This is a genomic window from Rheinheimera baltica, assembly GCF_030731985.1.
GTDB lineage: Bacteria > Pseudomonadota > Gammaproteobacteria > Enterobacterales > Alteromonadaceae > Alishewanella > Alishewanella baltica.
The window spans coordinates 226,124-240,560 of the sequence record NZ_JAPJDY010000008.1; the positions used below are offsets into that span (position 1 = coordinate 226,124).

Below are 14,437 nucleotides of genomic sequence, written 5' to 3' on the forward strand. Positions count from 1 at the left end.
TCTAGCATGAAGATAAGACCGTATACCGCAGAAATAGTTCTGTTAAATATGGCAAAAAAGCTACAATAGGCTCAATTCCACTGATGACAAGTGTATCGCATGACGCAAGCAAAAGAATATCTCTGTGACGTTTTAATTATTGGTAGTGGCGCAGCAGGCTTGTCACTCGCGCTGCAACTGGCTGATAACGCCAATGTACTGGTGTTAAGTAAAGGCCCATTACGCGAAGGATCTACGCTGTATGCGCAAGGTGGCATTGCTGCAGTATTTGATGAAAACGACAGTATTGCGTCACACGTAAACGACACCCTTGTCGCCGGCGCTGGCTTGTGTAATGAAGCAGCAGTACAATTTACCGCAGGCAATGCCAAAAGTGCGATGGAATGGCTTATAGCCCAAGGCGTTCCGTTTGATCAATATCAAGGTGAAGATGGCAGCCTGAAGTACCACCTAACGCGGGAAGGCGGCCATAGTCATCGCCGCATTTTACATGCAGCCGATGCTACCGGTCAGGCCGTACAAATTACCTTAGTTGATAAAGTAAAAGCGCATCCGAATATTCACCTGCTGGAAAACTACAACGCAATAGATTTAATTAATGGCCGCAAAATTAACCAGGATCCTAAACGCTGTTACGGTGCTTACGTTTGGAATAAAACGGCCGCCAAAGTTGAGCTGGTAAAAGCCCGATTTATTGCATTAGCTACCGGCGGTGCCAGTAAAGTGTATTTGTACACCAGCAACCCAGACGTCGCCAGTGGCGACGGTATTGCCATGGCGTGGCGTGCTGGTTGCCAGGTAGCGAATATGGAGTTTAACCAGTTTCACCCAACCAGCTTGTATCACCCGGACGCGCCTAACTTTTTAATTACAGAAGCAATGCGAGGAGAAGGCGCTTACTTAAAGCGGCCGGATGGCAGCCGCTTTATGCCAGATTTCGATGAACGCGCTGAGCTGGCACCACGTGATATTGTTGCGCGGGCAATTGATTTTGAAATGAAACGACTGGGCACGCATTGCGTGTATTTAGATATCAGCCATAAGCCGAAAAATTTTATTATTGAGCATTTCCCTACTATTTACGCTAAATGCTTAAGTGTGGGTATTGATATAACACGGCAACCTATTCCCGTTGTACCTGCCGCCCATTACACCTGTGGGGGCGTTATGACTAATCTTAATGGCCAAACCGACATTACTAATCTGTATGCTATCGGTGAAGTTGCGTACACCGGACTTCACGGTGCCAATCGTATGGCGAGTAATTCATTGCTCGAATGTGTAGTATTTGCTCAAGCGGCTGCCAAGCATATTTTGGCGCAGTTAGATGTTACCAGCGCATTGCCATTATTACCGCAGTGGGACGACAGCAGGGTAAGCGACTCAGATGAAGAAGTGGTTATTACACACAATTGGCATGAACTGCGCTTATTTATGTGGGACTACGTTGGCATCGTACGTACCAATAAACGACTAGAGCGTGCACTGCATAGGGTAGAGCTATTACAACGTGAAATACATGAGTACTACAACCACTTTCGCATAAGTCACAACTTGTTAGAACTACGTAACCTGGTGCAGGTAGCCGAACTCATTATTCGTTGTGCAATGCAACGCCAAGAAAGCCGTGGACTGCACTATAATCTTGACTACCCAGATTTACTGACAAATAGCGAGCCGACGATACTAACGCCGTTGACAAACTAATCTCCAAAATACGTTAAACTTGATACACCAATATTGGGGCAAGCCATCGCATCAGACGTTGGCCTGCCTCGGTTGCCAATGAGTTTGATTCACCAAGCGAGCTAAAGCCCTATATTCCGTATCTGTGCACTGATCGGCAAATATCCAGCGTTGATGCACCACATCACCGTCATCACACCGCCAGCACAGCTTTAGAACATATTGGCTAACAAGCCCCCCGGCGATTAACTGTCCTGAGGGCAGGTTTGCATTAGCGCTTTGTAATCGTCCTTGTGCCGTAAGGGTAAATATTGTGCTCTGCTCAAGCTGGCTAAACTGGCTATAGCATTGCCAGTAATACCCAAATGACAACATTAGCAGGGCATAGCGCCACCCCCCTTCAAGCGGATGGGTTGCTAACACCAAAACAGGCAACAACGCCAGCAGCAGTAACCCAAGACGGGCATAGCGTGATGGCGTTAGTACAACGTTAAACGCGGACACGATCCAGAATCAACTTGATTAAAGCTTGTATTGCCGGATCGGGTGACGTTGCATGGCCCATAAACCAGGAAAATAAGTCTGGATCATCGCAAGAGAGTAATCGTTCAAAATCTCTTTTTTGATCTAACGTTAACGCGTCATATCCAGCTTCAACAAAGGGGGCTAATAACACATCAAGTTCCAACATACCGCGCCGGCAGGCCCAACGTAGTCGAGGCTTAATCATTAACTCTGGCATAAATTTCCTTGATAAAAGTTGTCTGATCGAGTGGATCAACAATGATTGTGGTCAATTCTAACAAAATTCATTAAACGGGGTTGAGCTTTTCCTGCTTTCCCCCAATCATAGCCTTATATGTTGTCCGGCTGAAATTGAGTACCCAATTTATATGCATACTTCCTGGCTAACCGCAGATCAATACGCATCTTTATCCACTCAGGTTCAGGGCGCTTTTATTGCCCCACTCCCCGCCTTTGAGAGTTTACTCGTTGGCGGCATTGATAATCGTAAATATTTACAAGGTCAAATCACCTGTGATGTGGATCAGTTAACCGATAGCAATTTTTTACATGGTGCGCACTGCGATGCCAAAGGTAAAATGTGGTCACAATTTTATCTTGCTACCTATGGCGATCAGCTAATTACAGTAGCGTTTCGCGACGAACTGACCGCATCGACCGCACAATGGAAAAAGTTTGGTGTATTTTCCAAAGTGAGTTTTGACGCCGGTCAGTCACAATTCGCCTGTTTTGGTTTAGGTGGTGATAATGTGGCCAGTTTGATACAACAACTTGGCTTCGACGTGCCTAAACATGGTGGCCTTAGTCGCAGTAACGGTGCGTTGCTTCTGGCATTAACCGACGACCACTTTTTACTATTAATGCCATTGGATGATGCCCGCACGCTGATGCAACAACCATTACCCTTCGCCGCACCTACAGTTTGGCTGGTACAGCATATTAAGCACGGCTTTAGCTATCTTGAGCAGGGATTAATTGGCGAGTTTGTGCCGCAAATGCTTAACTTACAAGCACTTGATGCTATTAGCTTTAGTAAGGGCTGCTATATTGGGCAGGAAACGGTTGCCAGGCTTAAATACCGTGGTGGCAATAAAAGAGCCGCGTTTATATTACAAGCCGACAGTGCAGAGCTACCTGCAGCAGGCACCGACATCGACATACAATTAGGCGAAAACTGGCGCCGGAGCGGCCAGGTTGTTAATGCGGCAAATATTCATAATCAATTATGGATAATTGCGGTTTTGCCCAACGACATAACACCGGCAGACTCATTACGGCTAAGCAGTGACAGTGCCCCGGCACTGCACATTACGCCGTTACCTTACTCGTTAAATTAAAGAGGTTTTCATGACCATTTCTCAGGACAAAGTTGTCGCCATGCATTACACCGTTACCGACCCTCAAGGTAACGAATTAGATACGTCTGTCGGCGGCGAACCTTTAGTCTTCTTATTTGGCCACGGCTCACTGATCCCAGGGCTAGAGCAAGCGCTGGCCGGAAAAGCTGCCGGTGCTAAGTTCAAAGCTGATATTAAAGCCGCAGAAGCCTATGGTGAGCGCCACGATGCGTTAACACAGGCTGTGCCTAAATCTATGTTTGATGGCATGGATGTGTCTGTTGGCATGCGTTTTCGTGCAGCAGGGCCAGATGGCCGCGAGCAGTCAGTTATTGTGCTGGAAGTTACCGAGGACGAAGTCGTCGTCGATGGGAATCACCCACTTTCAGGCATTGATTTAAGCTTTGATGTTGAAGTAATGCTGGTACGTGATGCCACTGAAGAAGAGTTAGACCATGGCCATGTGCATGGTTTAGATGGTCACGCCGATCATTAAGTACGCAGGTAAGCCGGTTGGGATAAACGTCTCAGCCGGCTAATCTCATCAAATTTTTTGTCCCTTTAGCCCATGTTTACTTGCTAACAATGTATTAGCATTAGAACTAAATTCTTGACACCGACAGCAAAGGCCCCTATTTTTACCCCCCTGAGCAACCTCTAGCCATTGAGCGAAATCTGACCCAAATGAAAGATCGTATTATCATTTCTGTTTCGACCATCAATGGTACCCGCCATTTTAATATCAGCAAGCTATTCAAACGCAACGCAATTATTGCAACCTGGCTGTTATTGTTTGGCCTAATTATTACTGCAGCGGTAATAGAGTATCTACTACGTACGGTTGACAAAAGTCAGGCACAGCATCAGCAGTTAGCGGTTCAAGCCAGCACCTTACGCAATGAAATTGCCACATTACAAGGCAGCAAACAGCAACTTGAACAAGAATTAGCATTAAAGCAAGACGAAATGCTGCAGGTGGTAAATCGCGTAGGTGAAATAGAGCTGGCATTGGGTTTAGAACAACATTATCCGCAAAACTTAGAAGACAGGCTGGATACCGCCAGCATTAACTCCGTCGCCAGACACGCCATGCTGCAACTGGTTCCTAATGGTTCCCCACTAGAATTTAGACGGCGCTCATCACGTTTTGGCCTGCGCGACCATCCCATTATTGGTAAGCAAACGCATCACAAAGGTGTCGATTTATCTGCCAGTAAAGGTACGCCTATCTATGCCCCTGCGGATGGCGTAGTTGAAGTTGTGCGTAACAGTAAAGAAGGTTTTGGTAATCTACTAAAAATTCGCCATGCCTATGGTTTTTCAACGCTATATGCACATCTTAATGATTTCAAAGTAAAAAGTGGGCATTTTGTGCACAAGGGCGAACTTATTGCTACTTCCGGCAATACGGGGCTGTCTACGGCACCACATTTGCATTATGAAGTACATTTCCTTGATCGGGCACTGAATCCACAGAGCTTTATGGACTGGGACTCTGCCAATTTTGATCTGGTTTTTGAAAAGGAAAGGAGCATTAAATGGGACTCTTTGGTAAGCATGCTGGAAACAAAGGCAAGCACTCAGTTACAACTGTCATCGCACAAGGATGCTCAGCTAACGGGAGTATCCGATTAAACGGTGATATTCAGGTAGATGGTTACGTTGAAGGGAAAATAGTCAGCGACCATACCCTGGTTATTAGCGTATCCGGCCGCATTAAAGGCGAGGTTACGGCAGACAAAGTCATCATTAATGGCCTGTTCGATGGTGAGTGTTATGCCAATAGCGTTGAAATTTTGCCACAGGGTAAAGCACATGGCGTAATTCACTGTGACGACTTAAGTATAGAGCGCGGTGGCAGCTTCTTGGGTAAAACTCTGCCAACGTCTGCAGATCAAGTTGTTAGTTTACCAAAAGGTGAAACAGAACCAAGCTCGAAGCAACCTTTGGAAAACAAAGCCAATAAAGGATAGTAACGCAACAGGATAGCAACGCAACCTAGTTGTCGTTGGTCGCAAAGGCTAGCGTTTTTGTTAATTCAGCGTTAGGTTACATGCAGTTCTTACTCCTGCAGGCATGATAACAATGAAAAAAACGCTTCTGGCCACTTTACTCTGCTTTGGCAGCCTTAGCGCTGCAACGGCAAGCACCTTATCTGAACATATTCAACAAGACTACCAAACCCATTTAGGTGCGCTGTTTAAGCACTTTCATCAACACCCAGAACTGTCGCACATGGAAACTCAAACCGCTAAGCGACTAGCCCAAGAGCTGCGCGCAGCGGGTTTTGAGGTAACCGAAGGGGTGGGTAAAACCGGCATAGTTGCCATGATGAAAAATGGCCCGGGCCCACTGGTAATGATGCGCGCAGATATGGATGGTCTGCCGGTAGAGGAAAAGTCTGGCCTGCCCTATGCATCCAAAGCCACACAAACAGATTGGGACGGTAACAAGGTCAATGTGATGCACGCCTGCGGGCACGATGTGCATATTACCAGCCTGGTAGGCACCGCAAGACGCATGGCCGCAATGAAAAACGCCTGGTCTGGCACTTTAATGCTGGTAGGGCAGCCCGCTGAAGAGCGTGTTGGCGGCGCTAAAGGCATGATGCAAGACAATATTTGGGGCCGCTTTGGCCAACCTGATTACGCCCTGGCGTTTCATGTTTCTTCTGAAATTGAGACGGGTAAAATTGTCGCTGTAGAAGGATCGCCATACTCAGGTGTCGACAGTGTCGATATTATTGTTCACGGCGTGGGCGCGCATGGTGCCAGCCCGCACAGAGGCAAAGACCCTATCGTACTGGGGGCACAAATTGTACTCGCCCTACAAACTATTGTTAGCCGCGAGATTGCCCCTAAAGAGCCTGCACTTATTACCGTGGGCGCCTTTCACAGTGGCACCAAGCACAATATCATCTCCGACAAAGCGCATTTACAACTCACCGTACGTAACGATAGCTGGGAAACGCGAGAGTATTTAATGGCTGCCATTAAACGCGTTGCTGAAAATCTGGGCCGAGCTGCTGGTTTACCAGAAGATAAACTGCCAGAAGTGATTATCGATGATGAACCCACACCACCCACCGTAAATGATATTCCACTGACACAGCGGCTGAAAAAAGCCTGGGCCGCCAACATGGGCGAACCGGTGTTTGACGAAAATTACCGCCGGCTGGGCATGGGTGCAGAAGACTTTCCGTTTTTTACCACCAAGCCCTATATTCCTAGCACGTATTTTGCTGTAGGCGGCACACCACCAGAGGCGTTTGCCGCCGAGAAAGCCGGTGGCCCGGCCGTGCCCAGCCACCACAGCCCGTTGTTTAAAATTAGCCCAGAACCGGCAGTGACTAAAGGCGTTGAAGCCACGGTAATTGCGCTACTGGATTTAATGCCAAAGCAATGATGTTATTAAAAAGCGTGTCGTAGCATACGTCGAAGCAACACAGAATCGGTTTGTTCTAAGCTAACCGTTGAAGCCCCGGATGGGCGGAAACGAGCCCCCAGGGATGGGTTTACGGCGTGTTAGCGTGAGCAAACCGATGACACTGGTTATCCAAATCATGCTCTGCTGCTTTTTTCAGCAGCAGACAGATGCAAAGCCTGCGCATTCTGCTACAATGCCGCCCCTTTTGCTGGCCCAGGCCCGCAGTGTTACTTTTGGCGGAGCGCCTACATGACCGATACTTCCTTTTCCAGCCTAGCCTTACCCGTTGCTTTAGTTAGTAATTTGAATGATTTAGGCTACACCAGCATGACCGCTATACAGGCGCAGGCACTGCCCGCCATACTAGCGGGGCAAGATGTCATTGCTCAGGCTAAAACCGGCTCAGGCAAAACAGCGGCCTTTGGTTTGGGCTTGCTGGCCAAGCTGGATGTAAAATATTTTCGTGTACAAACATTAGTACTGTGCCCCACCCGCGAGCTGGCCGATCAAGTGGCGGCAGAACTGCGCAAACTGGCACGTAGCATTCACAATATTAAAATTCTTACCCTTTGTGGTGGTGTGCCATTGGGCCCGCAAATTGGCTCACTTGAGCACGGCGCGCATATTATTGTCGGCACACCGGGCCGGGTTATTGATCACTTAGAGCAAAATCGCTTAAAGCTGGATGATTTAACCACACTGGTGCTGGATGAAGCAGACCGCATGCTGGAAATGGGCTTTCAGGCTGATTTAGACGCCGTTATTGCCAAAGCCCCTGCTGCACGCCAAACACTGCTGTTTAGCGCAACTTACCCCAATGCTATTGCCAAGCTTAGTGAGCGTTTACTCAATAACCCCTTGCGTGTCACGGTTGAAGAACAGCATAACACCAGTAGTATTGAGCAGTTGTTTTTTCAGGTTAGCGACAACCACCACCGTTTAACGGCTTTACGCAGCTTATTGCTAACGTATCAGGGCCAAAGCAGTATGGTGTTTTGTAATACCAAACGCGAAACGCAAGATGTTGCCGATGCACTGCACGACTATGGCTTTAGTGTGCTGGCCCTGCATGGTGATATGGAGCAAAAAGACCGCGATCAAACACTAGTACAGTTTGCCAACGGCAGTGCCTGCATTTTAGTAGCTACCGACGTAGCCGCCCGCGGTTTAGATATTAGCAGTGTAGATGCGGTATTTAACTACCAATTAGCACACGACGCCGACACTCACACCCACCGTATTGGTCGCACCGGCCGCGCGGGTCAAAGTGGCATGGCAATTAGCCTGTTTACCGCCAGCGATGCCGGCAAGCTTATCCCATTGGAAGATGGCTTAGGCATTAAAATTGAAGGTGCTGAACTGCCTGCAATAGCTATGTCAACGCAGGCACCAGCCAAACCGCTAATGGCTACCTTGCAATTGGATGGTGGCAAAAAACATAAAATCCGTGCCGGTGATATTGTTGGTGCCCTCACCGCCAGTAAGCAACTGACGAATGATGATTTAGGCAAAATTCAATTGCACGACATCTGGAGTTTTGTCGCGGTTAAGCGTTCTGCTGTCAGGCTGGCGCTTCAACTTATTGCCGAAGGCAAGATTAAAGGTAAATCGATTCGCGCCCGGGCGTTGTAAAAATAACGAGAACCTGATTACCCTAAGCTAACCGTTGAAGCCCTGGACGGGCGGAAACGAGCCGCCATGGACGGGTTCAGGGCGTGTTAGCGTGGGTAAACAGGTTCGTAGCTTACCCGCTAAACTCCCTACAGCTAGCTAAACCTGCGGCTTGCCCTGGCGCAGTGCTTTCGTCGCGCCACGTTGTTTTTTGTGTTCCAGCCGCCGCTGCTGGCTGCCGTAAGTCGCTTTGGTGGCAATACGTTTTTTTGCCACCCGTGCGGCGGATTGCACCAACTCTATAAACTGCGCCAACGCTTGCTCGCGGTTCATTTCCTGACTGCGGCTTTGCTGGCATTTAATAATGATTTTGCCACTTTGAGTAATACGATGGTCTGACTTGCCCAACAATTTATCTTTATAAAATTGCGGCAAGCTGGACGCGCTAATATCAAAAATCAGCTGGGCGGCCGTGGAAACCTTGTTCACGTGTTGGCCACCTGCGCCGCTGGAACGAATAAACTGCCATTCCAACTCATTGTCGGCCAGCTGTACGCTGTTTGATATCTGAATTGCCATAAATTATGCCTGTTTACATCAACTTTGCTGTGATCAGACCATATACGCCTCAACCATACAAGGTTTAGTACTTACTGCGCTTCGCCTAAAGTCTATTCTCCTAAAGTCTATGCACCTTAAGTCTAAGTTCTTAAAGTGCAATTATTCGCTACAGTAGAGGTATTATCGTTGCCACTTTATGCACGCTCCGAGGGCGCTATTATGGTTATCAATTCCCAAAGCCAATATTATCAACAACATAAACAATCTATTAGCGCACCAGAGCTATTCTGGCGTCATCAGGCTGAAAAGCTTAGCTGGTACAAAACACCAAACAGCATTGTGCAACAGCAGGATGCGAACCATTATCAATGGTTTACTGATGGCGTACTCAATACCGCTTACCTCGCGCTTGATTACCATATAGAACAAGGCCGCGGTGAACAAACCGCACTTATTTACGACTCGCCGGTGACCAACACCAAACAGCAATTTAGCTATTTGCAGCTGCGGGACGATGTCGCGCGTTTTGCCGGTGTGTTAAAAGCGCTAGGCGTTAGTAAAGGCGATCGGGTTGTTATCTATATGCCCATGATCCCACAAGCAGCCATAGCCATGTTGGCAGTGGCCCGCTTAGGCGCGGTGCACTCGGTAGTGTTTGGTGGTTTCTCCGCCCATGAACTGGCGCTGCGTATTGATGATGCCAAACCTAAAGTGGTGGTAAGTGCCTCTTGTGGTATCGAAATAAGCAAACTAATTGCCTATAAACCGCTACTGGATGACGCCATTGTTAAAGCAGAGCACAAACCCGAACGCTGCGTCATTTTTCAGCGCCCGCAGTTGCCCGCGCCAATGCAAAACGGCCGCGACTTAGATTGGCAATTAGCCATGGCCAAAGCCGAGCCTGCTGCCTGCGAGCCGGTAAAAGCCACCGATCCGCTATACGTGTTGTACACCTCTGGCACCACAGGCAAACCCAAAGGGGTTGTACGCGACAATGGCGGCCATGCCGTAGCACTGAATTACAGTATGCAAGCGGTGTATAACGCCAAAGCGGGCGATGTGTTTTGGGCCGCATCAGATGTTGGCTGGGTGGTAGGTCACTCTTATATTGTATATGGCCCACTCATAGCGGGCTGCACCACTATTTTATATGAAGGTAAGCCCGTATTTACCCCAGACGCGGGGGCATTCTGGCGGGTGTGTGCTGAGTATAAAGTTAATATTTTATTTGCGGCACCCACCGCCTTTAGAGCCATTCGAAAAGAAGACCCGGACGCCGCATTGCAGCAATATGACTTATCGGCCCTGCGCAGCATTTTTATGGCCGGAGAGCGGCTAGACCCGGCCACTTATCATTGGGTTAGCGACAAACTAGCCAAGCCAGTAATAGATCACTGGTGGCAAACCGAAACCGGCTGGCCAATCGCGGCTAATCCGGCAGGCATTGAATTAATGCCAGCCAAACCGGGGTCATCGACAGTACCGGTACCCGGTTTTAACATACACATTCTTAATGACAACGGCCAGGCAGTAAAAGCCAATGAGCAAGGCTATATTGCGCTGCAACTACCACTCCCCCCGGGCTGCCTAACCACCATTTGGGGGAATGACGAACGCTATGTAGACGGCTATTTATCTACCTTCCCTGGCTACTATGCCAGTGGCGACGGCGGTTATATCGACGAGGACGGTTATTTGTTTGTTATGGGCCGTACCGACGATGTTATTAACGTTGCAGGCCATCGCTTATCTACCGGTGAGATGGAGCAAATCGTGTCTAGCCATCCGGCCATAGCCGAGTGTTGTGTTATTGGTATTAACGAGCCGATCAAAGGTCAGCAACCTTTAGCCCTGGTGCTGATTAAAAATGGTATCGACGTTGACGAAACCATTCTGGAAGCCGAGCTGGTTGCTATGGTACGGCAGGAAATTGGTGCCCTAGCCTGTTTTAAAAAAGCGGTTATTGTTAAACGCTTACCTAAAACCCGCTCCGGTAAAATTTTGCGTAAGCTACTGCGGCAAATAGCCGATGGCAGCCAATATACCGTGCCGTCAACTATCGACGACCCAGCCAGCTTGCCAGAAATTGCACAGTTAATGACAGATAGAGGCGTAATTTCACAAACTTAATCATTCTCACGAGGTGAGACAGCCACGGTTAAGCTATACTCCGCTATCTTCTGTTGCTTATAACAGAGCAACACAAGGCGGAGTTTCCCCCTAAAGATGTACTGGCCCAAAAATCTGCTGCTGCAAATACATACGCCCTTACAGCGCTACCCGGGTTTAATGGCCGTATTGGCATTCGCCTCTGGCATCGCCAGCTATATATTGGTAGACCGCAAAGAGTCGCTGGCACAACTTATTGCACTGTGTTTACTACTCAGCTGGCTATGGTTGTTATTGGATAACTGGCTGCGTGAACGCGTAGAAAAGCGCTTTGGCATTGCGCTGTCTCCTAATATCGTGCGCTTTGTGTTGCAAATGGTGCATCAGGAAAGCTTATTTTTTGCCCTGCCCTTTTTCCTGGCCGTGACCCACTGGGATCATGCTCAAGCCATCTTTACCGTGCTTATTATGTTGTGTGCGCTGGTATCATTAATTGACCCAATTTATTACAAAAAACTGGCGCCGCATCGCACCTTATTTGTGGTATTTCATGCCTTTGCCTTGTTTGTAGTGTTGTTAGTGGTACTGCCCTTATTGTTGCAACTTACCACCAGCCAAAGCCTGGCCGCCACACTAGCCATCGCCGGTGTGCTCAGCCTCCCAAGCTTGGGGGCGCTAATGCCTAACGGCCACTGGTGGCGTTTTCCACTTACCGTACTGTTACTGGCAGCCTTAAGCGCGGGGTTGTGGCAACTACGCAGTTTTGTGCCACCGGCTGCGCTGCGTTTAAGTACCATTACCTTGTCACACAACGTCGACCAGCAACAGCGAAAACCCGGCCGCAGTATTCAACACCTCGACGCTACCCGCTTACACCAACAGGGGTTGTACAGTTTTACCGCGGTTACAGTGCCTCGTGGTTTACGTGAAAAGGTGTTTCATGTTTGGCTGCACAATGGCAAAGAGGTCGATCGAATTATGCTGGATATTAGCGGAGGCCGAGAGCAGGGCTACCGCGCCTGGAGCCATAAACAGAACTTTCCGGCCAACGCCCAAGGCCAGTGGCAGGTAAAAGTTATTACCGAGTCAGAACAACTTATTGGCTTAACCCGCTTTACGGTAACCGCGGCAACTCATTAGCTGGCGGCGCCTTTACCGGCTTTTTACAGTGATGTTTAAGCAACTGCAGTAGTTTTTTTTGTCGCGCCTGCAACTGCTCGCCCTGTTCAGCGGTATAAGGCTGGCGCAGCTGCTTACGAATATCCAGCCGCTCAGTGTTTAACGCCTGGCATTCCGCTTGGCTAAATTGCACGGCACCCAAGGCGGGAACAGACAGCAATAATAATAGGCTTAGCCCTAAACGCATAGCAGCTCTCAGTTAAACACCGGGCGTAACTGCTCGCGCATTGCGCGGTAGTTAGCCGGGCCCATATTCCAACGTTTGGGGTTATCAAACTCAAAGTCGATATGAATTTTACCGGCCGAGTTCATTTGAATAAGCAGTTGCACAAATTTATGGCCGCAGGCTTCAAATATGGCATTTTGAAACTCACGGATTTTATTGCTCAAAGCCATTTTGTCATCGGTTATTCTTGCTGATGCCGGAATGATCTCTTCGCCAATATAGATAAATCCAGAGTTAGCCATATGCCCCTCGCTAACATCAAATACAAAAACCAATGCGTCCCAGCTTTCTGTTTCAACAACGCGCTTACATCGCAACACCAGTTCTGCTAATTCCTGGATATATTTTGGATCGATATTCATCGTTAACCTCTGTAATCCTGCATATTTTTGCGGGCGACCCGCTCAAACGCTTCACCATGTTGATTATTAAATTCATGATCACGTTCAAACACCATCTGGCCCGACACTTTATCAAAAACTTGATACTCGGCAATGATGTTATCTGGCCGCGCATTTCCTGGCGGGTCCAATTCTACCGTTAACCTAACTTCGTAGCCTTCTTTGGTCCAGTCTTCCCATTCATTTTCCATGGATTTATAAGCGCCACGGTTTAAGTTAGCATCCTGCGGGAACAGGTTTTTTAAGCCTTGGTCACTCATAAAACGGTGGCCGATTATATGCCCGCCATCGTCGGTATCTAACCGGACATCGCCCCCTACCGTTCGCTGATGTTTCTTTTCCTGCGACGAACGCGCATCACTATAAGTGCTACCCAAGCTGGCGGTAACCGATACCGGCCTACCTTGTTCATCAATTACCCAAACCGCTTCATTGTCACCATACCGCTCGGTAACGCTCCGATTTGTTGATGCCGTATTGGTTGGCTTAACTTCACTACTATGAGTGGCCGTTGTCGACGAAACAGCGTTAGTGTCTGCTAAACCACCACCGGGTTTGTTGGTTTTTTTCGTTATCGGTAAGGGGGTTGTGCTACTGCTGCCTGCGACTAAACCGCCATCGCCAATGCCGTTACCTTTAGGTGGCTGGCCCCAACCTTCGGTTAACTGCCATAACCATATTTCCTGCTGGGCAAACATCTGTATTAGTGTATCGCGTAGCTGAAAATCAGAGTAGCCCGACAAGTCATATTCCCACGGCCGGGCATGACGGTAAACGTCTGTCCAGATTTGCCGCAGGTCCCAATAGGGTTCTAAATCGTGCAGAAAATAACTACAGAAAATGGCGTCTTTTACTTCCCAAATCTGGCTCTCGCCAAGCGAAGCAAAGGCTAACAGGCAGTTGCTGCAGAGGTAAGTTTTACCCCACTTATCTTCCAAGATAACACCATCGAACTGCTGATTGTGCATGCTGCAACTACCCCAGTAAAAACAAGACCATGAATCAAAAACCTAACTCATAAGGTCGCGCATTCTCACAACAGGGGTTATTTTTGTCAAATTAATATTAAATTAAAGGTTAAAAATTGGTTTTTACTGTAATTAATTTGCGCATAAAGCGCAGCATTAAATGTTTCGTAAATACTAAGCACCTCATCTCCTTGAAGTTTGGCTTAGCACTTACATTAGCGTAACAGGTACAAAGAAAAAAGTATTTTATCTGGTTGACGGCTGAAGCAGCATTCCATTACTGTGGTTGCCTGTTCTGCGGGTGTAGTTCAATGGTAGAACGAAAGCTTCCCAAGCTTTAGACACGGGTTCGATTCCCGCCACCCGCTCCAGTTTTAAGGTAAGTTTTCTCGATACACCGTCAAAATT

At 48.1% G+C, this 14,437-nt stretch carries 15 protein-coding genes and 1 tRNA gene; 10 read left to right on the forward strand and 6 right to left on the reverse strand.

The window, feature by feature from the left end; genetic code table 11:
* Nucleotides 1-99: 99 nt before the first annotated feature.
* Nucleotides 100-1,707 carry an L-aspartate oxidase gene (gene nadB / locus ORJ00_RS14705; protein WP_306140201.1) on the forward strand — a complete coding sequence of 536 codons (1,608 nt, stop codon included), beginning with the start codon at nucleotides 100-102 and terminating at the stop codon, nucleotides 1,705-1,707.
* Nucleotides 1,708-1,758: 51 nt separating this feature from the next.
* Here nadB and ORJ00_RS14710 read toward each other — a convergent pair whose 3' ends face one another.
* Together ORJ00_RS14710 and ORJ00_RS14715 are read right to left on the reverse strand one after the other, a co-directional pair.
* A complete protein-coding gene (locus ORJ00_RS14710) occupies nucleotides 1,759-2,190 on the reverse strand; it encodes a protein YgfX (RefSeq protein ID WP_305974188.1) in 432 nt (143 codons plus the stop codon).
* Nucleotides 2,177-2,428: an FAD assembly factor SdhE gene (locus ORJ00_RS14715; protein ID WP_306140202.1), complete on the reverse strand. Its 252-nt coding sequence runs from the start codon at nucleotides 2,426-2,428 to the stop codon at nucleotides 2,177-2,179. Before ORJ00_RS14715 ends, ORJ00_RS14710 begins: the two co-directional genes overlap by 14 nt.
* 151 nt (nucleotides 2,429-2,579) lie before the next feature.
* Between ORJ00_RS14715 and ygfZ the strand changes: the two genes are divergently transcribed.
* From ygfZ to dbpA, 6 genes are all read left to right on the forward strand, one after another.
* A complete protein-coding gene (gene ygfZ, locus ORJ00_RS14720) occupies nucleotides 2,580-3,548 on the forward strand; it encodes a tRNA-modifying protein YgfZ (protein WP_306140203.1) in 969 nt (322 codons plus the stop codon).
* Nucleotides 3,549-3,558: 10 nt separating this feature from the next.
* Complete coding sequence (locus ORJ00_RS14725; protein ID WP_305974185.1) at nucleotides 3,559-4,044, forward strand: FKBP-type peptidyl-prolyl cis-trans isomerase; 486 nt, start codon at nucleotides 3,559-3,561, stop codon at nucleotides 4,042-4,044.
* A gap of 188 nt (nucleotides 4,045-4,232) precedes the next feature.
* A complete protein-coding gene (locus tag ORJ00_RS14730; protein ID WP_306140204.1) occupies nucleotides 4,233-5,183 on the forward strand; it encodes a M23 family metallopeptidase in 951 nt (316 codons plus the stop codon).
* Nucleotides 5,087-5,521: a bactofilin family protein gene (locus tag ORJ00_RS14735; protein WP_306140206.1), complete on the forward strand. Its 435-nt coding sequence runs from the start codon at nucleotides 5,087-5,089 to the stop codon at nucleotides 5,519-5,521. Before ORJ00_RS14730 ends, ORJ00_RS14735 begins: the two co-directional genes overlap by 97 nt.
* A 112-nt stretch (nucleotides 5,522-5,633) precedes the next feature.
* The gene (locus tag ORJ00_RS14740; protein WP_306140207.1) at nucleotides 5,634-6,953 is read left to right on the forward strand and encodes an amidohydrolase; all 1,320 of its coding nucleotides are present in this window, start codon (nucleotides 5,634-5,636) and stop codon (nucleotides 6,951-6,953) included.
* 270 nt (nucleotides 6,954-7,223) lie between these two features.
* Entirely contained in the window at nucleotides 7,224-8,606 is a 1,383-nt protein-coding gene (gene dbpA, locus ORJ00_RS14745; RefSeq protein ID WP_305974183.1) for an ATP-dependent RNA helicase DbpA, read from the forward strand.
* Between the two features lie 138 nt (nucleotides 8,607-8,744).
* Here the strand turns inward: dbpA and arfB are convergent, their stop codons facing one another.
* The gene (arfB, locus tag ORJ00_RS14750) at nucleotides 8,745-9,164 is read right to left on the reverse strand and encodes an alternative ribosome rescue aminoacyl-tRNA hydrolase ArfB (RefSeq protein ID WP_027670451.1); all 420 of its coding nucleotides are present in this window, start codon (nucleotides 9,162-9,164) and stop codon (nucleotides 8,745-8,747) included.
* A 201-nt stretch (nucleotides 9,165-9,365) separates the two neighbouring features.
* Here arfB and ORJ00_RS14755 point away from each other — a divergent pair, with 201 nt between their 5' ends.
* A complete protein-coding gene (locus ORJ00_RS14755; RefSeq protein ID WP_306140208.1) occupies nucleotides 9,366-11,276 on the forward strand; it encodes a propionyl-CoA synthetase in 1,911 nt (636 codons plus the stop codon).
* 96 nt (nucleotides 11,277-11,372) lie between these two features.
* A complete protein-coding gene (locus tag ORJ00_RS14760; protein ID WP_306140209.1) occupies nucleotides 11,373-12,395 on the forward strand; it encodes a DUF5924 family protein in 1,023 nt (340 codons plus the stop codon).
* On the opposite strand, the gene ORJ00_RS14765 is transcribed toward ORJ00_RS14760, so the two are convergent.
* Genes ORJ00_RS14765 through ORJ00_RS14775 form a run of 3 tightly spaced genes read right to left on the reverse strand, consistent with a single transcriptional unit; the run spans nucleotide 12,370 to nucleotide 14,029 of the window.
* Nucleotides 12,370-12,621 carry a hypothetical protein gene (locus tag ORJ00_RS14765; protein ID WP_306126878.1) on the reverse strand — a complete coding sequence of 84 codons (252 nt, stop codon included), beginning with the start codon at nucleotides 12,619-12,621 and terminating at the stop codon, nucleotides 12,370-12,372. The two genes, ORJ00_RS14760 and ORJ00_RS14765, sit on opposite strands and share 26 nt — an antisense overlap.
* An 8-nt stretch (nucleotides 12,622-12,629) precedes the next feature.
* Nucleotides 12,630-13,022, reverse strand: coding sequence for a hypothetical protein (locus ORJ00_RS14770; RefSeq protein ID WP_306126877.1), 393 nt, complete (start codon nucleotides 13,020-13,022; stop codon nucleotides 12,630-12,632).
* A gap of 2 nt (nucleotides 13,023-13,024) precedes the next feature.
* Complete coding sequence (locus ORJ00_RS14775) at nucleotides 13,025-14,029, reverse strand: DNA/RNA non-specific endonuclease (RefSeq protein WP_306140210.1); 1,005 nt, start codon at nucleotides 14,027-14,029, stop codon at nucleotides 13,025-13,027.
* Between the two features lie 297 nt (nucleotides 14,030-14,326).
* Here ORJ00_RS14775 and ORJ00_RS14780 point away from each other — a divergent pair.
* Nucleotides 14,327-14,400 (forward strand) — tRNA-Gly (locus tag ORJ00_RS14780).
* Nucleotides 14,401-14,437: the final 37 nt, after the last annotated feature.